The organism is Stenotrophomonas sp. ATCM1_4 (genome assembly GCF_004348115.1).
In the GTDB taxonomy this organism is placed as follows: Bacteria; Pseudomonadota; Gammaproteobacteria; order Xanthomonadales; family Xanthomonadaceae; genus Stenotrophomonas; species Stenotrophomonas capsici.
In genome coordinates this window covers 704,883-729,815 of record NZ_QPFB01000001.1, presented here as the reverse complement: position 1 = coordinate 729,815, position 24,933 = coordinate 704,883, and the positions used below count along the sequence as shown (strand labels likewise).

The following is a 24,933-nucleotide window of genomic DNA, read 5'->3' as shown; positions in this document are numbered from 1 at the left end:
CACACTGTTCCAGACAAACAAGCCCCAAAGCCCCTTGCTGAACAACAAATGGAAGGCGTGGGCGTCACTCATCGAAGGGAGGCGCCTCCGGACATGACCCGGCCACTCTCCGCCCCCCGCTTTGACCGGCCAGCCGCCCCGGCCCGGGCCATGGCCGGACATGCACCTCTGTTACCATTCTGTATTCCGCCCGCCGTTTCCCCCACGCCGGCGGCGGGCATTCAACGCCACAGAAACAGGAGTTTGCATGTCTTCCGAGCTGCTCAAGGCCTTGGGCCTGGACGCCACCAACGCTGGCACCTACCTGGGTCAGGGGGAATGGTCCGCCGCCACCGGCGCCGGCGTCCTCAAGCCGCAGAACCCGACCACCGGCGAAGTGATCGCCGAGGTCCAGGCCACCACCGAGGCCGATTACGAGACCGTGATCGCCCGTGCTCAGGAAGCCTACAAGGTATGGCGCACCACCCCGGCCCCGCGCCGTGGCGAGGCCGTGCGCCTGTGCGGTGAGGCACTGCGCGCCAACAAGGACGCGCTGGGCTCGCTGGTCGCGCTGGAAATGGGCAAGTCCAAGCCGGAAGGCGACGGCGAAGTGCAGGAGATGATCGACATCGCCGACTTCGCGCTGGGCCAGAGCCGCATGCTGTACGGCTACACCATGCACTCCGAGCGCCCGGGCCACCGCATGTACGAGCAGTACCACCCGCTGGGCCTGGTCGGCATCATCTCGGCCTTCAACTTCCCGGTCGCGGTGTGGAGCTGGAATGCGTTCCTGGCCGCCATCTGCGGCGACGTGTGCATCTGGAAGCCGTCCAACAAGACCCCGCTGACCGCCATTGCCACGATGAAGATCTGCAATGACGCACTCAAGGCCGGCGGCTTCCCGGACATCTTCTTCCTGATCAACGACGCCGGCACCGCGCTGTCGGAAAAGATGGTCGACGACCGTCGCGTGCCGCTGATCTCCTTCACCGGCTCGACCCAGGTCGGCCGCACCGTCAACCAGAAGGTCGCCCAGCGCCTGGGCCGCTGCCTGCTGGAACTGGGTGGCAACAACGCCATCATCCTGGACGAGACCGCCGACCAGAAGCTGGCCGTGCCGGGCATCGTGTTCGGCGCCGTCGGCACCGCCGGCCAGCGCTGCACCACCACCCGCCGCCTGATCGTGCATGAATCCATCTATGACAACGTGCTGGCCACGCTGGTCAAGGCGTACAAGCAGGTGGAAGGCAAGATCGGCGACCCGACCGACGCGGCCAACCTGATGGGCCCGCTGAACAGCCCGGAGGCCGTGCAGCAGTTCCTGGCCTCGATCGAGAAGGCCAAGGCCGCCGGCGGCACCGTTGAAACCGGCGGCACCGCCATCGACCGCCCGGGCAACTTCGTGCTCCCGGCGATCGTCACCGGCCTGAAGAACAGCGACGAGATCGTCCAGCACGAGACCTTCGCCCCGATCCTGTACGTGATGAAGTACAGCAACCTGGACGAAGCCATCGACATGCAGAACGGCGTGCCGCAGGGCCTGTCGTCCTCGATCTTCACCCAGAACCTGAAGACCGCCGAGAAGTTCCTGTCCGCGGCCGGCAGCGACTGCGGCATCGCCAACGTCAACATCGGCACCTCCGGTGCGGAAATCGGCGGTGCGTTCGGTGGCGAGAAGGACACCGGCGGTGGCCGTGAGTCCGGTTCGGACGCCTGGAAGGTCTACATGCGCCGCCAGACCAACACCATCAACTACTCCGACTCGCTGCCGCTGGCCCAGGGCATCAAGTTCGACCTGTAAGGTGAGACGGCTCCCGCCACGGCGGGAGCCCGCAGCATGGCGGACGGGCTTCCCGTCCGCTTTCCACATCTGAAATGGAGTTCCATCATGAGCATCCCCACTCCGCGCCAGACCAGCAGCCTTGCCGTGGTCAGCCTGGTTGCCGGCATCCTCGGCTGGACCCTGCTGCCGTTCCTCGGCAGCCTGGCGGCGATCATCTTCGGCCACATGGCCCGGGGCGAAATCCGCCGCAGCAATGGCCAGCTCGATGGCGATGGCCTGGCCGTCACCGGCCTGGTGCTGGGCTGGCTGTCGGTGGCGATGTGGGTGGTGGGCATCCTGGCCTTCGTCCTGTTCTTCGGCGGACTGGCCTGGCTGGCCGCACTGAACTCCTGAGGCCGTCATGGCGCATTCCGATTCCACCCAACGCTTCAGCAACCGCGTGGCGGACTATGTCCGCTACCGGCCCGGGTATCCGGCGGCGTTGCTGGAATGGCTGCACCGGGACATCGGCATCCCCCCGAGTGCCCGCGTGGCCGACATCGGCGCCGGCACCGGCATTTCCTCGCGCCTGTTCCTGGAGGCCGGCCATCCGGTGATCGCGGTGGAACCCAATGCGCCCATGCGCGAGGCCGCCCGCGACTGGCTGGCCGCGGACTACCCGCAGCTCACCCTGGTCGATGGCACCGCCGAAGCCACCACGCTGGCCGACGCCAGCGTCGACGTGGTCGCCGCGGCGCAGGCCTTCCATTGGTTCGACACCGACGCGGTGCGCGGCGAATGGGCGCGCATCCTGCAACCCGGCGGCATCGCGCTGGTGTTCTGGAACTCGCGCCTGCTCGATGCCTCGCCGTTCCTGGTCGGCTACGAACGCCTGCTGATCGAGTACGGCACCGATTACACCGAAGTGGCCGAGCGCTACCAGAGCGATGCGCGGATGCGCGAGTGGTTCGGCGCCGGGCTGCGCGGCATCGCCACCTTCCCCAACGTGCAGTGGCTGGACCTGGATGGCTTGCGTGGCCGCCTGCTGTCCTCCTCCTACGCGCCGCAGGCCGGCCATCCGCGCCACGCGGCGATGCTGCAGGCCCTGCAACAGTTGTTCAACGACCATGCCGTCGACGGCAAGGTCGCCTTTGAGTACCAAACCCGCGCCTTCGCCGGCACGCTGAATTGAGCTTATGTATTCGATTGCCCGTCCCCTGCTGTTCACCCTCGACGCCGAACGCGCGCATGGCCTTGGCCTGTCCGCGCTGGACCTGGCCTGGCGCACCGGCACCACGCCGCTGCTGGCCGGCCGCGTCAAGCCGCTGCCCACCAAGGTCTGGGGCCTGGACTTCCCCAACCCGGTAGGCCTGGCGGCCGGGCTGGACAAGAACGGCGAGCACATCGAGGCCCTGTTCGGGCTGGGTTTCGGCTTCGTCGAGATCGGCACCATCACCCCGCGCCCGCAGGCCGGCAGCCCCAAGCCGCGGCTGTTCCGGCTGCCCAACCACGGCGCCATCATCAACCGCATGGGGTTCAACAACCTCGGCGTGGATGCGCTCGTGGCCAACGTGGAAAAGGTCCGCCATCGCCCCGGCCCGCTGGGCATCAACATCGGCAAGAACAAGGACACGCCCAACGAGGACGCGCTGTCCGATTACCTGGCGTGCATGGAGAAGGTCTACCCGCTGGCCGACTACATCACCGTCAACATTTCCTCGCCCAACACCGCCGGCCTGCGCGAACTGCAGGAGGAACAGGCGCTCAAGCACCTGGTCGCCGGCCTGCGCGAGGCGCAGGAACGGCTGGCCGCCCAGCATGGCCGGCGCGTGCCGATGCTGGTCAAGGTCGCCCCGGACCTGAGCGACCGCGACATCGACGCCGCGGCCCGGGTGCTGGGTGAACTGGCCGTCGACGGCGTGATCGCCACCAACACCACCATTGGCCGCCCATTGGTCGACGCCGACCCGATTTCGAAGGAAATCGGCGGCCTGTCCGGCGCACCGCTGCTGGGCCAGTCCACGCTGGTGCTGCGCCGCCTGCGCGCACGCCTGCCCGAATCGGTGCCACTGATCGGCGTGGGCGGCATCAGCTCCGGTGCCGACGCAGTCGCCAAGATGGCCGCCGGCGCTGCGCTGGTGCAGTGCTACAGTGGCCTGATCTACCGTGGCCCGGCCCTGATCGGCGATTGCGTCGACGCGATCCGCCGCCGCCGTGAATCCCCGTCGCGCGGCGCCGTCGCACCGCTATGACGACTGCTGTTGCCCCCTGGTCGCTCACCGAAAACGCCTCGCTGCAGCACCTGAACACCTTCCACGTCACCGCGCATGCGCCACGCCTGTTGCGCGTCGCCGACCCGGCGGCCCTGCCCGAAGCCCTGGCCACCGTCGTCGGGCAGGCACCGCTGCTGGTGCTGGGCAGCGGCAGCAACGTGCTGATCGCCGCCGACCCCGAAGGCACGGTCCTGGCGTTCGACAACCGTGACATCACCATCCTCGAACACCGCGCCGACCATGCCATCGTCCGCGCCGGGGCCGGGGTGATCTGGCACGAACTGGTGCTGTGGTCGCTGGGCGAAGGCCTGTCCGGACTGGAAAACCTGGCATTGATCCCCGGCACCGTCGGTGCCGCGCCCATCCAGAACATCGGTGCCTATGGCGCACAGGTCGGCGAGTTCATCCAGACCGTCGAAGCCTGGGATACCCGCGAACAGGCCTGGGTGCGCCTGGACCAGGACGCCTGCCTTTTCAGCTACCGCGACAGCGTGTTCAAGCAGGACGCCGACCGTTACCTGATCACCGCGGTCGAGTTCCGCCTGCCGCTGCTCAACGAACTGCGGCTGGACTACGCCGGCATCGGCGAGCAGCTGGACGCGATGGGCATCGCCCTGCCGGTCGCCGCCGACGTGGCCAATGCGGTGATCGCGATCCGTCGCCGCAAGCTGCCCGACCCGGATGTGCTCGGCAACGCCGGCAGCTTCTTCAAGAACCCGATCCTGCCGCTGGAACAGGTCGACGTGCTGCTGCAGCACTACCCGCAGTTGCCGGTGTTTCCCGGCAATGACCCGGGCAACCGCAAGGTCTCCGCCGCGTGGATGATCGAGGCCTGCGGCTGGAAGGGCCAGCGCGACGGCGATGCCGGCATCTCGCCGAACCACGCGCTGGTGCTGGTCAACCACGGCACCGCCAGCGGCGCGCAGCTGCTGGCCTTCGCGCGGCGCGTCTCGGCTTCGGTGCTGGAGACCTTCGGCGTCCCCATCGAGCCGGAACCACGGCTCATCGGCGCACGCTGGTGAGCCGCATTGCGGCCATCGCCCCCCAGCCCGCCCCCGTCCGCGCCGCGCTGCTGATGTTCGGCAGCGCGATGGCGTTCGGCCTGATGGCCATCGCCATCCGCTACGCCACCCGCTACGTGCCCACCCAGGAAGTGGCGTTCTTCCGCAACGGCTTCGGCCTGCTGGCGCTGTTGCCGATGCTGCTGCGGCCGGGCCATGCCCCGTTGCGCACGAAGCAGCTGCCTCGCTACTTCATGCGCAGCGCGATCGGCCTGGCCTCGATGCTGTGCGGCTTCTGGGCGATCGGCCACCTGCCACTGGCGCAGGCCATCTCCCTGTCGTATTCCACGCCGCTGTTCGTGACCCTGGCCGCGGTGCTGTGGCTGGGCGAGAAGGTGCGCTTCCGGCGCTGGGCGGCGGTGATCGCCGGCTTCATCGGCGTGCTGGTGATCGTGCGCCCCGGCTCGAACGGCTTCGCCGCCGGCAGCCTGATCGCGGTGCTGGCGGCCCTGCTCAGCGCGCTGGTGGCCATCCAGATCAAGCAACTCACCCGCGTCGACGGCCCGGATACCGTGGTGTTCTACACCTACGTATTCTGGGTACCGCTGTCGCTGGTGCCGGCCCTGTTCGTCTGGGTCTGGCCCAGCGCCATCGCCTGGGCATGGCTGGTCGCCACCGGCGTACTCGGCACCGCCGGCCAGCTGTTGTGGACGCGCGCCCTGAAGCTCGGCGAAGTCTCCGCACTCACCCCGATCAGCTTCACCCAGCTGCCGCTGGTCACGCTGCTGGGCTGGTTGCTGTTCGACCAGGCGTTGGACCGCTGGACCGTGATCGGCGCACTGATCATCCTCGGCTCCAATGCCTACATCGCCCACCGCGAGGCGGTGCTGGCGCGCCGTGCCGCCACCCAGTCGCCCAGCGCCGCCGCCAAGCCCATCGAATGAGCCCTACAGCAGCATTGCCAACAGCGGTGCCGCAGCGACGTTGACCAAGCCGGCCATCACCATCACCAGCCCGGCGATGGCGCCTTCGCTCTCCCCCAGCTCGCGTGCCTTGGACACGCCCATGCCGTGCGCGCCCATGCCGAACAGCGCACCACGCGCCATCGCACTGCGCACCGGCAGCACCTTGAGCAGCAGTTGCCCGAACAGGGAACCGCAGATGCCGGTGATCATCACGAACACCGCGGTCAACTCGGGGATGCCGCCAATGCGGCCGGACACGTCCATCGCGAACGGCGTGGTGATCGAACGCGGCGCCAGGCTCAGCCGCAGTTCCGGCGACAGGTGCAGGGCGGTGGCCATCCACCATGCGGCCGTGATGGCGATGCCACTGCCCACCAGCACCCCGGCACCGAGCACCTTCCAGTGCCGTGCGATCAAGGCCCGCTGCGCGTGGATGGGCACCGCGAAGGCCACCGTCGCCGGACCCAGCATCGCCATCAGCCAATGGGTACCGCGCAGGTAGTCGTGGTAACTGGCATGCAGCAACGAGGCCAGCGCCAGCAGCACCAACGGCGCGACGATCAGCGGCGATGCCCATGCCCGACCGCTGCGCCGGTACAGCTGCTTGGCGCCAAGGTAGGCCACGATCGTCGCCACGGCCCAGAACACCGGCCACAGCCATTGCGCCGGATGCGCAAACCCAGGGTCAATGTTCATCGCGCTGGCCCCTGCGCAACAGCAGCTCCACCGTCATCGCCGTGGCCGCCATCACCAGCAGCGTGCCGCCGACCACCACCACCAGCAGCTTCAGGCCCAGCCAGCCAAACATCTGCCGGTTGTCGAGCAGGATCATCGCCGCCGGTACGAAGAACAGCAGCATCTCGGCCAGCAGCCAGCGCGCGCCGCCGCTGAAGGTACGCGGTGACAACCAGCCCAGTGCAAAGGCCAGCAACAGCACGCACAAGCCGACGATGCCGCCCGGCACCGGCACGCCCCATTGCCGCATCAGGGCATCGGCCAGCAGCCAGACCGCGACCAGCGCCAGGATCTGCAGCACTCGGCTGCGCCGGAAGCCACGCCGCAGGCCTGCCCGGTGGCGGCGCAGGGAAACAAGGAAGGTATCCATGCCCTCCTGTGTACGCCTGCCCATTGCATAATTAAAATGAATTGATTGAATCCAATGAATTCCAATTAAGAATGGATATCCGCCAACTCCGGATGCTGGTCGAAGTGGTCCGGCGGGACGGCTTCTCCGCCGCGGCCGAGACCCTGTTCGCCACCCAGCCCACGGTCAGCAAGGCCATCCGCCAGCTGGAAGATGAGCTGGGTGAAACCCTGCTGGAGCGCTCCCGCCACGGCGTGCGGCTGACGCCCGCCGGGCAGATCGTCTACCGGCGTGCCCTGGCCCTGCTCGGCGAGCGCGAGGACATGCTGCGCGAACTTGAAGAACTGCGCGGCCTGCAACGAGGCGCGCTTCACCTGGGCCTGGCCTCGCTGGGCAGCGACGTGTTGTTCGCGCCCGCGCTGGCACGCTTCCGCCAGCAATACCCGCAGATCGAACTGCACGTGCAGCAGCGAGGCAGCGAGGCCCTGGAGGAAAGCCTGCGCGCCGGTGAGATCGAGCTGGCCGCGAGCCTGCTGCCCGTGGCCGACGACCTGGAATGGCAGGCCGTGCGCACCGAGCCACTGGTCGCGCTGCTGCCGCAGGCGCACCCGCTGGCACGGCGGCCGTCGCTGCAGCTGCAGGACCTGGCGCAGGTGCCGTTCGTGCTGTTCGAAAAGGGCTTCATGCTCAACCGCCGCATCGTCCAGGCCTGCCTGGCGCGCGGCTTCACGCCACGCGAGGCCACCCGCAGCGGCCAACCGGATTTCATCATCGCCCTGGTCGCCGCCGGCCTGGGCGTGGCCCTGCTGCCGCGCATGATCGCCGTGGCCCGGCCACGTCCGGACGTGGCCGTCGTGCCGCTGGACGCGCCCGAACTGGACTGGAAGATGGCACTGACCTGGCGTCGCGGCGGATACCTGTCCGCCGCCGCCCAGGCCTGGTTGCAGCTGGTCGCCGAATTCGCCCCGGAAGCCGGGCCCGCCTGACGCGGCGAGGCGGTGTCCGCACTGCATGGATTGCCACGCTGTCGCGACGCATTCCTCGCGCCCCGCGCGGGTCAGGCGACGCGTGCGCAGGCGTCCGCCGGTTGCCGCCAGGCCAGCCAAGCCGCCACTGCCAGCAGCATCATCACGGCCGGTGGAAACGCCCCCGCCCCGGCGTGCGTGAGCAGGACGCCACCGATCAGGCCGCCGCCGGCGATGGCCAGGTTCCAGGTGGTGACCAGCATCGATTGCGCCACATCGGCCGCCGCCCCGGCGGCTGTCGCCAGCGCGGTCTGGAACAGGGTTGCCGCGCCTCCGAACGCCAACCCCCAGATCGCCACCGCGGCGTAGACCACCACGGGCATGTCGCCCAGGACTCCCAGTGCAAGCGCAGCGGTGGCAAACAGCCCCGTGCTGGCGAGCGTGAGCAGGCGCAGATGATGGTCGATCCAGAGACCCACGCCGACGATGCCAAACAACGATGCGCTGCCGAACACCAGCAACACCAGGTCCGTCCGCGCCGCCATGCCCGCACGTGCCAGAAACGGCGCGATGTAGGTGTACAGGATGTTGTGCGCCAGCACGTAAGCCAACACCACGAGCAGCACCGGCCGCACCCCCGGCAAGGTGAACACCTGCCGCAGCGATGCCCTTCGACCCTTGTCCTGGCCGGGGAAGTCCGGCAGGCGCAGGCGTACCCAGGCCATCAACAACACCGCCAGCACGCTCATGATGCCGAAGCAGGTCCGCCAGCCCAGCACCTGGCCCAGCAGGGTTCCCGCCGGGATTCCCAGTGACAGCGCCAACGGCGTGCCGACCATCGCAATCGCGATCGCCTTGCCCTTCTGCGACGCCGGCACCATGCGCGTGGCATAGCCTGCCAACAACGCCCACAGCAGCCCTGCCGACACGCCGGCGCCGAAGCGCGCCAGCATCGTCAGCACAAGGTTCGAAGAGAACGTGGTGACCGCGTTGGTCAGCGCGAAGCCGGCGATCGCGGCCAGCAACAACGCCCGTCGGCGCATGCCCTGGGTGGCGGTGGTCAGCGGGATCGCGGCGATCATCGAGCCCAGGGCGTAGACGGTGATGGTCTGGCCGACCCAGGCTTCCGACACCGCCAGCCCCTGCGCCATCTGCGGCAACAGGCCGGCCGGCAGCGCCTCGGTGAGGATGGTGATGAACCCTGCCAAGGCCAGCGCCAGCAGCGACGCCAGCGGCAGGCGGTCGTGCGGACCGGCCTTCATCGGGCACCGCCAATGCCGGCGTATACCGCATCGCGCACATCGGCGACGAAACGCCCGGACATGCCCTCGTACAGGGTGTTGGTGAAAGCGACCACGCTCAATCGCTGCGGCCTGTCCACGAACCAAGAATGCCCGTAGGCGCCGCCCCAGCGCCAGGTCCCGGGGCTTTCCGGCGAGCCCGCCAGCAACGGATCGCGCAGCACCGAGAAGCCCAGCCCGAAGCCGAACCCGGGGGCACCGGCCACCTCCGCTCCCCCGGTCTGGTCGCGCCCGGCCTCGTCCAGCAGCGCGGGCGGCAGCAGCGCTTCGCTGCGCAGCGCCTCGAGCAAGCGCAGGAAGTCGCCCGCCGTACCCGCCATGCCGGCACCCGCGGATGCGAATGCCATCGGGTCCAGGACGCGTGATGGACTGAACGGGATGCCGACCGTGCCTTCAAACGGGGCGACCACCTCGCCCTCGCCCAGCCGATGCGGCACCGGCTGGTCAGTCACATAGGCCACGGCCAGCCGCGCGGCATCGTCCACCACGAAACCGGTATCGCGCATCTCCAACGGGCCGGTCAGCAACGCACGGACCGCCTGCGCCAGCGGTTGTCCGTGCACCTGTGCAACCAGCCGCCCCAGGACATCGGTGGCCAACGAGTACCCCCATCCGGCTCCGGGGGCATAGGCCAACGGCACGCTGGCGATCCGGCGCAGGTTCTCGTCCAGGCCGAACCCGACCGCATCCATGCCGTCGGACACGCCGGCCCGTGCATAAGGCCCCTGCGCGTCTGCTTCGAAGAAGCGATAGCCGAGCCCGGCCGTATGGCTGAGCAGGTGCCGGGGCGTGATGACGGCCGGCTGTCCGTCGGCCAACCGAGGCTGGAACCACGGCAGCCATCGACGGATGTCCACGTCCAGGTCCAGTTGCCCACGTGCAACCAGCAGCAGCGCCGCCATCGACACGATGGGCTTGCTGACCGAAGCAAGCCGGAAGATCGTGTCCAACTGCATCGGCCGCGCCGCCTCGCGATCGGCCATCCCGGCCGCCTGGCGGTGCACCCAGCGCCCATCCCGGCGCACCAGCACCACCGCCCCCACCAGCCGATGCTCGGCGATGGCCTGGTCAACGACGGCCTTCACGGGGGCGCTGAGCGGCGAGCGGTCGGGGGCTGGCGATGGCAAGGACGACGTCATCGTCATGGAAACACCTCACTGCTTGGGGGAGGTGTGACGATAGAAATCCTTCCATTCGGGAAAAAGTGGGCTAAATTTCCGCGCTGTGTGGATACAAACGTCCGCAATCACGCCACGTCAGGGAGCAGGGATGGACAGCCTCAACGGCTTCGTCGTGTTCGTGCAGGTCGCCGAGACCCGCAGCTTCGTGGCTGCCGGGCGGCAACTGGGCGTCTCCGCCTCGGCCATCGGCAAGAGCGTCGCGCGCCTGGAGGAAAAGCTGGGGGTACGCCTGTTCCACCGCAGCACGCGCAGCGTCACCCTCACCGCCGAGGGCGCGCTGTTCCTGGAGCGCAGCCGGCGCATCCTGGCCGAGATCGAAGCCGCCGAACTTGAGCTGTCCCAGGCCAGCGGCGCGCCGCGCGGGCGACTGCGCATCAGCCTGCCCCTGGTCAGTCCGTTGATGCTGCCGGTACTGGGCGAGTTCATGCGCACCTACCCGGACATCGAACTGGACCTGGACTTCACCGACCGCATGGTGGACGTGATCGAGGAGGGCTTCGATGCGGTGATACGCACCGGTGCCCCGGCCGACTCGCGGCTGTCGGCACGCCGCCTGGGTGCCTTCCGGCTGCAGGTCGTGGCTTCACCGGCCTATCTCGCCCGCCATGGCACGCCGCGCACGCCGGCCGACCTGTTGCATCACCAGTGCCTGCACTACCGCTTCCCCAACACCGGCAAGCTGGAAACCTGGGGATTGCGCCACCCCATCGCCGAAGGCGAACTGCAACTGCCACGGACCATGGTCTGCAACAACATCGAGACGCGGCTGTGCTTCGCGCTGCGCGGGCTGGGCATCGCCTACCTGCCCGACTTCGCCATCCGCGAGCCGCTGGCCGACGGACGCCTGCTGCCGTTGCTGGAAGACGCCATCGGCGCCACCGGCGTGTTCCACATCCTCTGGCCGGCCAGCAAGCACCCCTCGCCCAAGCTGCGGGCGCTGGTCGATTTCCTGAGCGAGCGGGTGTTCCCGGACACCGCAGCCATCTGACCTGCCCCACAACCACCCGCGTGCACGGGCGCCTGTGGCTTGCGCCCCCACGCCTGAGCGTGCTCACCAGCTAGAGCGACCGTTTCGTTGACCTGTTGGGCGAAGGCTTCGATTGCGCGAACCGGATCGGCACGTTGCACGATTCCACCCTCATCGCACGTCGGATCGCCCCATCGACGGCAGCCTGGTCGCCAGCCCGCAGTACCTTCGTGAGCATGGCACGCCGACCACACCTGAGCAGTTGGCCGCGCATCAGCTTCTGACCCAGGGCGTGGAGACCTGGCGCTTCATGAGCGACCAACGCGTCATCAGCGTGCCTGCGCAAGGTCGGTTCAGGGCTGACAACGGCGCGGCGCGGGCTGCGGCAGCAATGGCGGGGCTCGGCATCGCCTGCCTGCCCAGGTTCCTCGTCGGCCAGGCGCTGGTTACGGGGGCATTGGTGGCGGCCATGCCGCACTACCCCGTACCTGCGGTGGCATCTACCTGCTGCGCCCATCCGGCCCGGAAGATCCGGGCCCTTGCCGAGCTGCTGATCAGGCACCTGGGCACTGACGACTCCCCTGTGCTGCCGGTCACCTGAACGGTCTGTGCGATAGCGCCCGGACAATATCAGCGGGCGGGTTCAGCGCCCCGGACACCGGCCGAGTCAGCCGCCCGCCGCCCGGCCCCTAATCGCGGTAGGTGTACGTGCTGCTTTCACCGTCGCGCCAGGTCACGTGCGCCTGCAGCCCCTGCCGGTCCCGTGCCTGACCCTGCAGCGACAGCGACGCTGGCCGCTCACTCACCAGGCACAGCTTTTCGAAGGCGTTCACCCAACCGCAGCTACGCAACACTTCGCCGCCCAAGGCAAGCGCCGGCGGTTCCTCATCCAGCATGCCCAGCGCCACCAGTGCCTGCGCACGACCAAGCGCCTCGGCACCGCCCCAGAGATGCGCCGCACCGCCCGAATACAACAGCCATTCCTGGCGCCCGTCCTGCAATGAAGCTTCCAACGCCTCGGTGACCGCGTGCTCGAAATGGATCAGTCTGCCCAGCGCCTTGTCCACGGCACCGGCAAGGCCCTCCCAGCCAGCCTCCCAAGTGAACGGTTGGATCACTTCCCGCTCCAAGTCACCAGCAGGCAACTCCACTTCCTCACCCCATTCGGCGAGGCCACGCGGTTGCACCGACGCCATCGAGGCCAGCAAACCCTGCAGCTCGTCCATGTCGCCGGTGAACTGGCTGAAGTCCGCCGCCAGCGGTGCCGGCTCGCCCATTCCTCCGGACGCCAATTCGCGCAAATGGCGCATGCTGGCCTGCGGGCTGTCGAAGAAGCGTACCGTCGGTGCCGGCAACCCCATCGCTGCATATGCCTTCTCGATGACCGCCCGGCAGGCTGCCCGGTCAATGGCATCGGTATTCAACGCCGCCGCATGGACCTGCGCCGTCACTGCTTTGACCACCTTCTTCTGCTCCGCGTCCAACGTCGCTGGCAACGTCCTTTTCATTCCCACCACTCTTTTGTCACGGTGCATGCGCCCGATCCGCACGCGCTCCACTTCTTCATGCCTGCGGATGTCCGACCTCCGCACGCCCAAGCGTTGATCCTTGCATACGCGCTGCACCGGATGAAGCCCCGGACCGCCCATTCCCAAGGCGCAGAAGCAACAAGGGCGCCCTGCGGCGCCCTTGTTGCTCAACTCACTCCCACTCGATCGTCGCCGGCGGCTTGCCGGAGATGTCGTAGACCACGCGCGAGACGCCACGCAGCTCGTTGATGATGCGGTTGGACACGCGGCCGAGGAAGTCATACGGCAGGTGCGCCCAGTGCGCGGTCATGAAGTCGATGGTCTCCACCGCACGCAGTGCGATCACCCACTCGTAGGCACGCGCATCACCGACCACGCCCACCGACTTGACCGGCAGGAACACCGCGAACGCCTGGCTGGTCTTGTCGTACAGGTCCGCCGCACGCAGCTCCTCGATGAAGATCGCATCGGCCTTGCCGAGCAGCTCGGCGTACTCACGCTTCACTTCGCCCAGGATGCGCACGCCCAGGCCCGGGCCCGGGAACGGATGGCGGTAGACCATCGCGCGCGGCAGGCCGAGCTCGACGCCGAGGCGACGCACTTCGTCCTTGAACAGTTCGCGCAGCGGCTCGACCAGCTTGAGCTTCATGTCTTCCGGCAGGCCGCCCACGTTGTGGTGGCTCTTGATGACGTGCGCCTTGCCGGTCTTGCTACCGGCCGACTCGATCACGTCCGGGTAGATCGTGCCCTGCGCCAGCCACTTGGCGTTACTGAGCTTGTTCGACTCCTCGTCGAAGATCTCCACGAACAGGTTGCCGATGATCTTGCGCTTGGCTTCCGGGTCGCTGACGCCTTCCAGCGCCTTGAAATAGCGGTCGGCGGCATTCACGCGCACGACCTTCACGCCCATGTTCTCGGCCATCATCTGCATGACCTGGTCGCCTTCCTGGAAGCGCAGCAGGCCGGTATCGACGAACACGCAGGTCAGCTGCTGGCCGATGGCCTTGTGCAGCAGCGCGGCCACGACGGACGAGTCAACGCCGCCGGACAGGCCCAGGATCACCTCATCGCTGCCGACCTGCTCGCGCACGCGGGCGATCTGGTCGTCGATAATGTTGGCCGCGGTCCACAGCGTGGCGCAACCGCAGATCTCGGTGACGAAGCGCTTGAGCAACGCCGAGCCCTGCTTGGTGTGGGTCACTTCCGGGTGGAACTGCACGCCGTACCAGCGCTTGTCCTCGTTGGCCATCGCGGCCACCGGGATGCGGTCGGTCACGGCGGTGATGGCGAAGCCCGGCGGCACGTGGGTGACGTGGTCACCGTGGCTCATCCACACATCCAGGCGCGGCTCGCCGTTGTGGTCGGACAGGCCACCGAGCAGGCCGTCGTTGCCCAGCAGCTTCACTTCGGCATGGCCGAACTCGCGCTGGTCGGCGGCTTCGGTGCCACCGCCGAGCTGCTTGGCCATGGTCTGCAGGCCGTAGCAGATGCCCAGCAGCGGCAGGCCGCTGTCGAACACTTCCTGCGGCGCGGCCGGCGCACCCGGCAGCGTGGTGGTTTCCGGGCCACCGGACAGGATGATGCCCTTGGCGCCGAACGCGGCGATCTCGGCAGGATCGTGGTCCCATGCCCAGATCTCGCAGTACACGCCGAACTCGCGGATGCGACGCGCGATCAGCTGCGTGTACTGGGCGCCGAAATCAAGGATGAGGATCTTGTCGTTATGGATGTTGGTCATAAAGCCCGGCAAGTGAACAATGAAAACGGGAGGCAATGCAAAACGAACGGCGGATAGAGAAAGAGGAACGGGACAGCGTCCTCGTTCCTCTTCTGCTTACCGCATCAAGCGCGGTAGTTCGGCGGCTCTTTGGTGATCTGCACGTCGTGGACGTGGCTCTCACGCTGGCCGGCGCCGCTGATCTTCACGAACTTGGGCTGGGTGCGCATGTCCTCGATGGTGGCGCAACCGACGTAGCCCATGGTCGCACGCAGGCCACCGATCAACTGGTGAATGATGCCGCCGACCGGGCCACGGTACGGCACGCGGCCTTCGATGCCTTCTGGCACCAGCTTGTCGGCGGTGGCGGCGTCCTGGAAGTAGCGGTCCTTGGACCCCTTCTCCATCGCGGCCAGCGAGCCCATGCCGCGGTAGCTCTTGTAGGAGCGTCCCTGGAACAGTTCGGTCTCGCCCGGCGATTCCTCGGTACCGGCCAGCAGGCCACCGATCATCACCGTCGACGCGCCGGCGGCCAGTGCCTTGCCGATGTCACCGGAGTAGCGGATGCCACCGTCGGCGATCAGCGGGATGCGGTCCTGCAGCGCTTCGGCGACCAGGTCGATGGCGGTCACCTGCGGCACGCCGACACCGGCGACCACGCGGGTGGTGCAGATCGAGCCCGGGCCGATGCCGACCTTGACCGCATCCGCACCGGAATCCAGCAGCGCCAGCGCTGCTTCGCCGGTGCAGATGTTGCCGCCGACCACCTGCACGTTCGGGAAGGTCTTCTTCACCCAACGCACGCGGTCCAGCACGCCCTGCGAATGGCCATGCGCGGTGTCCACCACCAGCACGTCCACGCCGGCGGCGACCAGCGCCTCGACGCGACGCTCGGTGTCGCCACCGACGCCCACCGCGGCACCGACCAGCAGGCGCGTGGCGGCGTCCTTGGCGGCGTTCGGGTTGTCGCTCTTCTTCTGGATGTCCTTGACGGTGATCAGGCCGCGCAGTTCGAACGCATCGTTGACCACCAGCACCTTCTCGATGCGGTTGCGGTGCAGCAGCTGCAGCACCTCATCGGAGGCCGCGCCTTCCTTCACCGTGACCAGGCGATCCTTCTTGGTCATGATGTGGCGGACCGGGTCGTCCAGCTCGGTTTCGAAGCGCATGTCGCGGTGGGTGACGATGCCAGCCAGCAGGCCGTCGCTGCCCACCACCGGCACGCCGGAGATGTTGTGCGCCTGGGTCAGTGCCAGGACGTCGCGGATGCTGGTTTCCGGGCCCACGGTGATCGGGTCGCGGATCACGCCGGACTCGAACTTCTTGACCTTGGCCACTTCGGCGGCCTGCTGCTCCAGGGTCAGGTTCTTGTGGATGATGCCGATGCCGCCGAGCTGGGCCATGGCAATCGCCAGGCGGGCTTCGGTGACGGTATCCATGGCGGCCGAGACGATCGGCAACTTCAACCGCAGGTCACGCGTCAGGCGCGTGCCGAGGTCGACATCCTTGGGCAGGATCGTGGAGTGAGCGGGGACGAGCGAGACGTCGTCGTAAGTGAGTGCTTCAGCCTGGATGCGCAGCATCGGCGTGCCCGATTTGTGGGGAAGCGCGACATTTTACCCCTATTCGGGGACCGATGTCAGGGGGCTGGTGCGACGCAGTGTCGCGTCCGGGAGGGGATGTTCAGGCGTCCGTGGGGGAAAGCCCTTCCCTCTCTTCGTCCCTGCGCCCATGGCCAAGGGAAGGCGTGGTTCCTGCCTTGGATCAGGTCACGGCAGCGTCTGGCACCGGCTCCCTCCCCAGCGCCGCGGGCGCGAAGGGAGGGCTGGCGAGGGGCAAGCGCCCGCTCGAAATCAGCGCGCGGCTTCAGCGGCCTCTATGGTGTTCTGCATCAGGGTCGCCACGGTCATCGGCCCCACCCCACCGGGCACCGGGGTGATCCAGCTGGCGCGCTGCGCGGCAGCCTCGAAGCCCACGTCACCGACCAGGCGGCCGTCCTCCAGGCGGTTGATACCGACGTCGATCACCACCGCACCCGGCTTCACCCACTCACCGGGGATCAGCTGCGGGATGCCCACCGCCACCACCAGGATGTCGGCGTTGCGCACGGCCTGTTCCAGCACGTCCTTCGGGGTGAACTTGTGGCAACTGGTCACCGTGCAGCCGGCGATCAGCAGCTCCAGCCCCATCGGACGACCGACGTGGTTGCTGACGCCGACGATGGTGGCATTGCGGCCGCGCACCGGCTGGTCGGTGTGGCCGAGCAGCGTGGTGATGCCACGCGGGGTGCAGGGGCGCAGGCCGAACTCTCGCAGCACCAGGTGGCCGACGTTCTGCGGGTGGAAACCGTCCACGTCCTTGCCCGGGTCGATCCGTTGGATCAGCCGGCTGGCGTCGGGGATACCCGGCAGCGGCAGCTGGATCAGGATGCCGTGGATCTTCGGGTCGGCATTGAGCTGGTCGATCAGGTCCAGCAACTGTGCCTCGCTGGTGCCTTCGGGCAGGTCGTAATCGAACGCCTCGATGCCCACCTTCTCGGCGGCACGGCGCTTGTTGCGCACGTACACCGCCGACGCCGGGTCGCCCCCCACTAGCACCACGGCCAGGCCCGGGCGTGAACGCCCGGCGTCCAGGCGCGCATCCACGCGGACCTTCAGGTCGTCGAGCAGTTCTTCGGCGATACGACGGCCGTCAAGGATGCGGGAGGTCTGCGCGGGTGCGGCGGAAACGGTCATGGGGCGTGGGGGCGATGGCGGGGAAGCGTATTGTCCCCGATTACGGCAGGCGCGACACCTCGCCTGCGCCTATCCACGCCATTACCGGGCCGCATCGCCCTCCTCCTGCCCTGCCCCGGCCACCGCGTCGGGATTGAGCGTGCGCGATTCCCGGCGCGGCGGCGTGAACGGCGTGGGCTTGGGCCCGGCCGTGTTGCCGTACAGCAGGCCAACGCCGGCCCCGACGCCGCCGGCCATCTCCAGCTCGAAGCGCTCGGCATCGCGGCGGCGGATCTCCTGGGCCACCAGGTCCGCCTCGAACTCCTCCACGCCCAGCTGCAGCAGCGCCGCCCGGCCAAACTCCACCGCCGATTCGAAGGTCTCGCGGATCTGGAAGTCCACGCCGGCGTGGATCAGCGACAACGAGTGCTCGCGGTCGTACGAGCGCACCAGCAGCTTGGCCTGGGGGAACTCATGCATGGCCAGCTCGACGATGCGGTCGGCCGCGCCGCGGTCGTCCACGCATACCGCGATCGCCGCGGCGGTCTCGGCGCCGGACGCGCGCAGCACGTCCAACCGGGTGCCATCGCCGTAGTAGACCTTGAAGCCGAAGTCGGCGGCGCTGCGGATCATCTCGATGTCGTTGTCGATGATGGTCACGTCCACGTCGCGCGCCAGCAGCGACTGGCTCGACACCTGCCCGAAGCGGCCGAAGCCGATCACCAGCACGGCACCGCTCAGCCCGTCGGCGGCCTCCACGCCATCGGTGGACACCTCCGCCTCCTTCACCAGGTGGCGATACACCAGCATGCACAGCGGCGTGAGGGCCATCGACAGCACCACCACCGCCGTCAGGTTGGCGTTGATCGGTGCATCGATCACGCCCGCGCTCGCGGCGGCGGCGAACAGCACGAAGGCGAACTCACCGCCCTGCGCCATCAGTACGCCACGGTCCAGCGCCTGCCGGTGGTCACTGCCCATCACCCGCGCCACCGCATAGATGCACAACGCCTTGGCCGCCATCATCGCCGGCACCAGCAGTGCGATCAGCTTCCAGTTCGCCACCACCACCGACAGGTCCAGGGCCATGCCCACGCTGAGGAAGAACAGGCCCAGCAGGATGCCGCGGAACGGCTCGATGTCGGCCTCGATCTGGTGGCGGAAGGTGGATTCGGACAGCAGCACGCCGGCCAGGAAGGCACCCATCGCCATCGACAGCCCGCCCAGTTGCATCAGCAGGGCCGACCCCAACACCACCAGCAGCGCGGCGGCCGTCATCACTTCCCGCGCCTTGGCCTCGGCCAGGATGCGGAACAACGGATTGAGCAGGTAGCGGCCCACGACTACCAGCCCGACGATGGCACCGGCACCGATGGCCACCCCCACCCAGCGCGAACCTTCATGCACGCCGGCCTGCGTCGGCGCCATCCAGGCCACCAGCGCCAGCAGCGGCACGATCAGCAGGTCCTCGAACAGCAGGATCGAGACGATCTTCTGCCCCGAGGGCAGGGTCAGGTCACCGCGCTCGGCCAGCAACTGCATCACCACCGCCGTCGAGGTCAGCACGAAGCCGGCCGCGGCGATGAAGGCGATCTGCGGCCGGTAGCCGAACAGCATGGCCACGCCGGTCAACACCGCCGCGCAGGTCACGATCTGCGCCGTGCCCAGGCCGAAGATCTCCTTGCGCAGGCTCCACAGGTGCGAGGGCCGCATTTCCAGCCCGATCACGAACAGGAACATCACCACGCCCAGTTCGGCCACGTGCAGGATCGATTGCGGGTCGGAGAACCAGCCGAAACCGAACGGGCCGATCGCCAGGCCAGCCACGAAGTAGCCAAGCACCGACCCCAGCCCCAGCCGCCGGAACAGCGGGACCACCACCACGGCGGCACCCAGCAGGGCGACGACCTTCACAAGTTCCGTCGAGGACTCGGCTGACATGTTGCTACTCCCAATCTGGAGGGCACACGATAAAGCACATCCTGTGCAAGCGGGATGCAGCGGCGCACGCGCCTGGCGGTCGCTGCGTGGTCAGCCTTGGTGCGAGCAGAAGGCCGCGTAGTCGATGTAGCCCGGGAACGGCACGCCGGGCGCGCACACCGGGCAATCCGGGTCGGCGCTGACGCGGCTCTCGCGGAAGCGCATCTGCAGCGCATCGAAGCGCAACAATCGCCCGACCAGCGGCTCCCCCATGCCCAGCAGCAGCTTGAGCACCTCGGTGGCCTGCATCACCCCGGCCAGGCCCGGCAGCACGCCCAGCACCCCGGCTTCGGAGCAGTTCGGCGCGAACTCCGGCGGTGGCGGCTCCGGGAACAGGCAGCGATAGCACGGCGCCACGCCGCGCTGGCGCCCGGCATCGAACACGCTCACCTGCCCGTCGAAACGCTCGATGGCGGCATACACCAGCGGTTTGGCGTGCTTGATGCAGGCATCGTTGAGCAGGTAGCGCAGCGGAAAATTGTCCGAACCATCCAGCACCACGTCAACGTCCTGCAACAGCGCATCGACGTTGTCCGAGCTCACCCGCGCCTGCACGGCCTCGATGCCGACATGCGGATTCAGGGCCAGCAACCGCTCGCGCGCGGAGAGCACCTTGGCCACGCCCACCGCCGCCTCGGCATGGACGATCTGCCGCTGCAGGTTGCTGCGCTCGACCACGTCGTGGTCCACGATGCGCAGGTGCCCCACCCCGGCCGCGGCCAGGTAGAAGCTGGCCGGCGCTCCCAACCCGCCGGCGCCCAGCACCAGCACCCGCGCCTGCTGCAGGCGCCGCTGGCCCGCCTCGCCTACCTGCGGCAGCAGCAGGTGACGTGAATAGCGGTCGTAGAAGTCGCGGTCCGCCGCGTCCATCTGCGGCTGTACCAGTGGCAGCCCGGCCGTCCGCCAGGCCACCGTGCCGCCAGCGACCGAGGCCACGGCCGTATAGCCGAGCGCCCCCAGCACCGATGCCGCATCGGCCGAGCGCCTGCCGCTCTGGCAGATCAGCACGATCTCCCGATCAAGGACCGGCAGGTGGGTGCCCGGCGCAGCCAACAGTTCGTCCTTGGCAACGCCCAGGGCCCCCTCCGCCATCCCGCCGGCGCGCTCGTGCGCCTGGCGCACATCCAACAACAACGCGCCCTGCCGCTGCCGTTCACGGGCCTGTTCCGGGGTCAATTCACGAATGCTCATCCGCCGATTATCGGCCAACAACCCCCGCAGGAGCGGCCTGGGCCGCAAAGCCAGCGCCCCGCGGACCGCAAGACCTGCACACGGAAGAATCCTTGCCTCGCGCCAAAGGATGCTCCCAGGGGGCCCTGAACGCGGAAGGCGACCTTGCGGTCGCCTTCCGATGCATCACTTCTTGCCTTTCACGTGTTTCATCAAGCGCCGCTTGGCCTTGATCTGCCGCTCGGTCAGTACGTTCTTCTTGCCTTCGTACGGGTTGGCGCCTTCCCGGAACAGGAACGTCACCGGCGTGCCCACCAGCTTGAAGCGCTTGCGGAAGAAGTTTTCCAGGTAGCGCTTGTACGAATCCGGCAGCTCCTTCAGGCGCGTGCCATGCACGATGAAGGTCGGCGGGTTGGTGCCACCCGGATGCACGTAGCGCAGCTTGGAGACATGGCCGCGGATGCTCGGCGGCGGATTGGTCTCGTAGGCGATTTCCAGCGCCTTGTTGACCTCGCTGGTGCTGAACTCATGCGTGGCCGAGGCATGCGCGCGGTGCACCGCGCGGAACAGCTCGCGCAGGCCCGAGCCGTGCTTGGCCGAGATCCGGACCACTTCCGCCCACGGCACGAAGCCCAGCTTCAGCGACACCAGCGTTTCGGCCTGCTCGCGCTGGTAGTCGGTCAGCCCGTCCCACTTGTTGATCGCGATCACCAGCGCACGACCGGCATCGAGCACCGCACCCAGCACGCTGGCATCCTGGTCGGTCACGCCTTCGCTGGCATCGAGCATCAGCACCGCGACCTGGGCCTGTTCGATGGCGCGCAGCGTCTTGACCACGCTGAACTTCTCGACCACCTCCTCCACGCGCGCCTTGCGACGCAGGCCGGCGGTGTCGATCAGGCGGTACAACTGACCGTCGCGCTCCATGTCCACCGAGATCGAGTCACGGGTGGTGCCGGGCACTTCGGAGGCAATCATGCGCTCCTCGCCCAGCAGGCGATTGACCAACGTCGACTTGCCCACGTTCGGGCGCCCGCAGAAGGCAATGCGGATGCGGTTCGGGTCGTTGTCCAGCACCTCGGTCGTGCCTTCTTCGGGCAGACGTTCGATGATTTCCTCGACCAGGTCATCGATGCCCTGACGGTGCGCGGCCGAGATCATCAGCATCTCGCCGAACCCGTAGCGGGCGAACTCCGAACGCACGGCATGCTCGTCCGTGCCGTCGATCTTGTTGATCAACAGCAGCGTGGGCCGCGCAAGCTTGCGCAGCCACGACAGGATCTCGTCATCCAGCGCGGAGGTGCCATCACGGGCATCGACCACGAACACGATCAGATCCGCCTCACCGGCGGCGGCACGGGCCTGGCGCGCGGTGGCGCCGGCCAGCCCTTCCTCTTCACCGGCGATACCACCGGTATCGACGATCAGGAAGGGATTGTCCTCGTCCAAGCGGCAGACGCCGTAGTTGCGATCGCGGGTCACCCCGGGCTGGTCATGGACCAGCGCATCGCGCGTACGGGTCAGCGCATTGAAAATGGTGGACTTGCCGACGTTCGGCCGTCCTACCAGGGCGACCAAAGGCAGCATCGCGTTTACTCCTTATTGGGCCAACCGGAATGCGGTCAGCTTTCCATCAACGTTCTGCACCAGCAGGATGCCGTCGGCGACGACCGGCTGCGCCAGGAGGGCGTCACCGCCACTCTTCGCGCGCGCGGCCAGTTCACCGTCACTCAGCCGCAACCAATGCACGTATCCCTTGTAGTCCCCCACCACGGCGTAGTCGCCCTGGATGGCGGCACCGGTGACCGAGCGACGCGCCAGCGCCTGCTGCGACCACATGGCCGAACCGGAATTCTTGTCCAGGCCGTAAACCGTACCCTTGCCGTCGGTCACCACCACGTTGCCCGACGAAATCGCCACGCCGCCAGCGCCACCATGGTCGCGCGACCACAGCGGACGGCCGGTCGGGCCTTCGATCGCCATGGTCTCGTTCTTGAAGCTGGTGACGTACAGCGTATTACCTTCCAGCACCGGTGCGCCGTCCACGTCGGCCATGCGCTCCAGCTCGGTGCGGCCTTCCGGCGTACCGACCATCTGTTCCCACAGCGGGCGGCCGTCCTGCATGGCCAGCGCGCTCAGGGTGCCATCGTCGTTACCGATGAACAGCACGCCCGGGCCGGTCACCACCGGCGCGTTGCCGCGCACGGTCAGCGTCGGCAGTTCCTGCGAATTGAACCAGCGCTGCTCGCCGGTGGCGGCATCGAAGGCGGTGGTACGGCCATCGTTGCTGCGCACGAACACCAGGCCCTGCGCGACGGCCGGCGCGGTGATCACTTCGCCCGGCACCTTGGCCTTCCACTTCTCGCTGCCATTGGCCGCATCCAGGGCAATCACCTGCCCGTCCAGCGTGCCGATCACGACCAGGCCGTCACCCGCGCCCGGACCACCGGAAAGACGCAGCTTGGGCTGCTTCTTTTCCTTGGCCGGGACGTACTTCCAGATTTCCTTGCCGGTCTGCAGGTCCAGCGCATGCACGCCGCCTTCCACCGCCGCGGCATAGACGCGACCATCGTGCACCAGCGGCGCCTGACGCACGCCGATGCGGCCCTCGCCCTTGCCCACGCCGGTCGACCAGATGCGGTCGACCCGTACGCTCGGCTCGAACTTGACCAGCTCGGCCGGTTCCAGCGCCTTCTTGGCCGCCGCGTCCTTGCCCGCGAACCAGCCCTTGACGGTCGAGCAACCGGTCAGGGTCATCGCGACCAGCACCACGCCTGCAACATACTTCAGCTTCATCAGATCTTCTCCGCCGCAGGATCGGCCACCGTGCCGCCGGCATCCATCAACTTGGTTTCCAGCAGGCGGCGCTGCGGTGCAGCCACGTCAAGCTTGGCCAATGCCTTGGTGTAGAGGTCACGCGCTTCATCACGCTTGTCCTGCGCGATCTGGGCGTCACCGCGGATCTCCAGGCTGGCGCTGTCCTCGGCGTTGCCGATCAGGGTCAGCGCCTCGCCGGCCTTGCCGGTCTCGATCAGCAGCCGCGCGATGCGCTGGTCGATCAGCGTCTTGAACTCGCCTTCGGTCTTGAGCGCGCGCAGCGTCTTGATCGCGTCGTCGTTCCTGCCCGCCTCGACCTGGGCCTTGGCCAGCTCCAGCGACGCCAGGTCGGCGTAGATGCCGGCCTTGCCGCCTTCCAGCGCAGCGACTTCCTTGGCCGCCTCGTCCAGCTTGCTGGACTGCAGGCTGCGGGTCACCGCCTCATAGCGGACGTTGGCTTCAGCCAGCTTGCCGACCTGGTCCTTCTGCCACCATTGCCAGCCGGCGATGGCGCCGATGCCGAGTACCACTCCGCCGAAGATTCCGGCGCCATTCTTGCGCAGCCACGTGCGGACACGTTCGCTTTGTTCGTGCTCGTCGAGCAGGTCGTCAATCGCCATGCGTACTCTCGCCCACCCTGCCGGGGAGCCTTGTTGTATTGATCGGCGCCTTGCCTCAGGGTGAAACCGGCGCCACGGAACCGTCAGAGGATACCGTAAAGCGGGCGACATTACCGCGCTTGTAGGGCGTCAAATCGACGCTCCCGGCCGCCTGCTGGACCTCAACCTCGGCCGCGTTGCCGAGCACCATGTGCCCGACCTGGCCGGCGTTGAAGCTACGGGTTTCACCAGCGCGGACCAGGGCCTTCTCGACCGTGGCACCGTCCGGTGCGGAAATGTTGACCCAACTGTCGCCCTTGAAGTTCAACGTCAGCGCCGATGCCGCCGCGGCGGGCCGGGCAATGGGCGCCATCGAGGCCAGGTACGGGCCTTCCTGCCGTGCCGTTGACGTCGCCGGCGCGGCAGCCGGCGACGCGGCGGCGCTCGCCGGGTCAGCGGCAACCGTCGTGGCGGCGGGCGGCACCACGTCCAGCGACGCGGTACTGGGCGGTGCGCTGCGGGTGGTACTGCTGACCACGTACCAGATCGGCACGGCCAGCACGGCGGTGATGACCACATAGACCGCGCGGCGGCCCAAGTTCTCGGCTATCCGCTTCATCGGCGGGGTATGGGTATGGCTGACCAGCTTGGGCGGCTCGACCGGCGCGATCCGCGCCTGCTCCAGCAACTGCCCCAGGTCCACCTTCAGCAGGCGCGCATAGCTGCGCAGCTGGCCACGGACGAACACCGGCGCCCCCAGGCGATCCCACTGCTCGGACTCCAGCGCGGACACAACCTGAATGGGCATTTTCAACTGACTGGCAACCGCTTCGAGCGACAACCCGGCACCCTCGCGCGCCTTGCGGAGCCGCTCACCACATCCCACCGCACTTTCGAAAGCGCTTACATCCGGATCATTGATCACAATG

General features: G+C 67.9%; 23 protein-coding genes. 9 read left to right on the top strand and 14 right to left on the bottom strand.

Annotation, left to right across the window (positions count from 1 at the left end):
- The first annotated feature begins 247 nt into the window (after nt 1–247).
- The 6 genes from ATCM_RS03465 (at nt 248) to ATCM_RS03440 (ending at nt 5,959) form a co-directional block, all read left to right on the top strand.
- On the top strand, nt 248–1,780 hold the full coding sequence (locus tag ATCM_RS03465; protein WP_132862856.1) for an aldehyde dehydrogenase family protein: 1,533 nt from the start codon (nt 248–250) through the stop codon (nt 1,778–1,780).
- A gap of 87 nt (nt 1,781–1,867) precedes the next feature.
- Entirely contained in the window at nt 1,868–2,155 is a 288-nt protein-coding gene (locus ATCM_RS03460; RefSeq protein ID WP_132862855.1) for a DUF4190 domain-containing protein, read from the top strand.
- 7 nt (nt 2,156–2,162) lie between these two features.
- Complete coding sequence (locus ATCM_RS03455; protein ID WP_132862854.1) at nt 2,163–2,933, top strand: class I SAM-dependent methyltransferase; 771 nt, start codon at nt 2,163–2,165, stop codon at nt 2,931–2,933.
- A gap of 4 nt (nt 2,934–2,937) precedes the next feature.
- Nucleotides 2,938–3,993 (top strand): quinone-dependent dihydroorotate dehydrogenase, encoded by a 1,056-nt coding sequence (locus tag ATCM_RS03450; protein WP_132862853.1) that lies wholly within the window; start codon nt 2,938–2,940, stop codon nt 3,991–3,993.
- On the top strand, nt 3,990–5,036 hold the full coding sequence (murB, locus tag ATCM_RS03445; protein WP_132862852.1) for a UDP-N-acetylmuramate dehydrogenase: 1,047 nt from the start codon (nt 3,990–3,992) through the stop codon (nt 5,034–5,036). The genes ATCM_RS03450 and murB overlap by 4 nt, the downstream gene beginning before the upstream one ends.
- A 53-nt stretch (nt 5,037–5,089) precedes the next feature.
- Nucleotides 5,090–5,959: a DMT family transporter gene (locus tag ATCM_RS03440; protein WP_132866056.1), complete on the top strand. Its 870-nt coding sequence runs from the start codon at nt 5,090–5,092 to the stop codon at nt 5,957–5,959.
- Between the two features lie 3 nt (nt 5,960–5,962).
- On the opposite strand, the gene ATCM_RS03435 is transcribed toward ATCM_RS03440, so the two are convergent.
- Nucleotides 5,963–6,676 (bottom strand): LrgB family protein, encoded by a 714-nt coding sequence (locus tag ATCM_RS03435; protein WP_132862851.1) that lies wholly within the window; start codon nt 6,674–6,676, stop codon nt 5,963–5,965.
- Nucleotides 6,666–7,085 carry a CidA/LrgA family protein gene (locus ATCM_RS03430; protein WP_132862850.1) on the bottom strand — a complete coding sequence of 140 codons (420 nt, stop codon included), beginning with the start codon at nt 7,083–7,085 and terminating at the stop codon, nt 6,666–6,668. The genes ATCM_RS03435 and ATCM_RS03430 overlap by 11 nt, the downstream gene beginning before the upstream one ends.
- Nucleotides 7,086–7,156: 71 nt before the next feature.
- Between ATCM_RS03430 and ATCM_RS03425 the strand changes: the two genes are divergently transcribed.
- The gene (locus ATCM_RS03425; protein ID WP_132862849.1) at nt 7,157–8,050 is read left to right on the top strand and encodes a LysR family transcriptional regulator; all 894 of its coding nucleotides are present in this window, start codon (nt 7,157–7,159) and stop codon (nt 8,048–8,050) included.
- Between the two features lie 71 nt (nt 8,051–8,121).
- On the opposite strand, the gene ATCM_RS03420 is transcribed toward ATCM_RS03425, so the two are convergent.
- On the bottom strand, nt 8,122–9,291 hold the full coding sequence (locus ATCM_RS03420) for an MFS transporter (protein ID WP_132862848.1): 1,170 nt from the start codon (nt 9,289–9,291) through the stop codon (nt 8,122–8,124).
- On the bottom strand, nt 9,288–10,415 hold the full coding sequence (locus ATCM_RS03415; RefSeq protein ID WP_243693945.1) for a serine hydrolase domain-containing protein: 1,128 nt from the start codon (nt 10,413–10,415) through the stop codon (nt 9,288–9,290). Before ATCM_RS03415 ends, ATCM_RS03420 begins: the two co-directional genes overlap by 4 nt.
- A gap of 184 nt (nt 10,416–10,599) precedes the next feature.
- Here ATCM_RS03415 and ATCM_RS03410 point away from each other — a divergent pair, with 184 nt between their 5' ends.
- Nucleotides 10,600–11,499 (top strand): LysR family transcriptional regulator, encoded by a 900-nt coding sequence (locus tag ATCM_RS03410; protein ID WP_132862847.1) that lies wholly within the window; start codon nt 10,600–10,602, stop codon nt 11,497–11,499.
- Between the two features lie 112 nt (nt 11,500–11,611).
- On the top strand, nt 11,612–12,079 hold the full coding sequence (locus ATCM_RS03405) for a LysR substrate-binding domain-containing protein (RefSeq protein ID WP_132862846.1): 468 nt from the start codon (nt 11,612–11,614) through the stop codon (nt 12,077–12,079).
- An 88-nt stretch (nt 12,080–12,167) separates the two neighbouring features.
- Here the strand turns inward: ATCM_RS03405 and ATCM_RS03400 are convergent, their stop codons facing one another.
- From ATCM_RS03400 to ATCM_RS03355, 10 genes are all read right to left on the bottom strand, one after another.
- Nucleotides 12,168–13,178 (bottom strand): hypothetical protein, encoded by a 1,011-nt coding sequence (locus ATCM_RS03400; RefSeq protein ID WP_165931111.1) that lies wholly within the window; start codon nt 13,176–13,178, stop codon nt 12,168–12,170.
- Between the two features lies 1 nt (nt 13,179).
- Nucleotides 13,180–14,745 carry a glutamine-hydrolyzing GMP synthase gene (gene guaA, locus ATCM_RS03395; protein ID WP_132862844.1) on the bottom strand — a complete coding sequence of 522 codons (1,566 nt, stop codon included), beginning with the start codon at nt 14,743–14,745 and terminating at the stop codon, nt 13,180–13,182.
- Between the two features lie 104 nt (nt 14,746–14,849).
- A complete protein-coding gene (guaB, locus tag ATCM_RS03390; RefSeq protein ID WP_132862843.1) occupies nt 14,850–16,307 on the bottom strand; it encodes an IMP dehydrogenase in 1,458 nt (485 codons plus the stop codon).
- 270 nt (nt 16,308–16,577) lie between these two features.
- Nucleotides 16,578–17,459, bottom strand: a complete 882-nt coding sequence (gene folD / locus ATCM_RS03385; RefSeq protein WP_132862842.1) for a bifunctional methylenetetrahydrofolate dehydrogenase/methenyltetrahydrofolate cyclohydrolase FolD — start codon at nt 17,457–17,459, stop codon at nt 16,578–16,580.
- Between the two features lie 81 nt (nt 17,460–17,540).
- Nucleotides 17,541–19,379, bottom strand: a complete 1,839-nt coding sequence (locus ATCM_RS03380; protein WP_132862841.1) for a monovalent cation:proton antiporter-2 (CPA2) family protein — start codon at nt 19,377–19,379, stop codon at nt 17,541–17,543.
- 90 nt (nt 19,380–19,469) lie between these two features.
- Nucleotides 19,470–20,609, bottom strand: coding sequence for a molybdopterin-synthase adenylyltransferase MoeB (moeB, locus tag ATCM_RS03375; protein ID WP_132862840.1), 1,140 nt, complete (start codon nt 20,607–20,609; stop codon nt 19,470–19,472).
- 165 nt (nt 20,610–20,774) lie between these two features.
- Nucleotides 20,775–22,175, bottom strand: a complete 1,401-nt coding sequence (gene der / locus ATCM_RS03370) for a ribosome biogenesis GTPase Der (protein ID WP_132862839.1) — start codon at nt 22,173–22,175, stop codon at nt 20,775–20,777.
- 12 nt (nt 22,176–22,187) lie between these two features.
- Nucleotides 22,188–23,384 (bottom strand): outer membrane protein assembly factor BamB, encoded by a 1,197-nt coding sequence (bamB, locus tag ATCM_RS03365; RefSeq protein WP_132862838.1) that lies wholly within the window; start codon nt 23,382–23,384, stop codon nt 22,188–22,190.
- Nucleotides 23,384–24,025: a tetratricopeptide repeat protein gene (locus tag ATCM_RS03360; RefSeq protein ID WP_132862837.1), complete on the bottom strand. Its 642-nt coding sequence runs from the start codon at nt 24,023–24,025 to the stop codon at nt 23,384–23,386. The genes bamB and ATCM_RS03360 overlap by 1 nt, the downstream gene beginning before the upstream one ends.
- Nucleotides 24,026–24,080: 55 nt before the next feature.
- Nucleotides 24,081–24,929, bottom strand: a complete 849-nt coding sequence (locus ATCM_RS03355; RefSeq protein WP_132862836.1) for a helix-turn-helix domain-containing protein — start codon at nt 24,927–24,929, stop codon at nt 24,081–24,083.
- Nucleotides 24,930–24,933 lie beyond the last annotated feature (4 nt).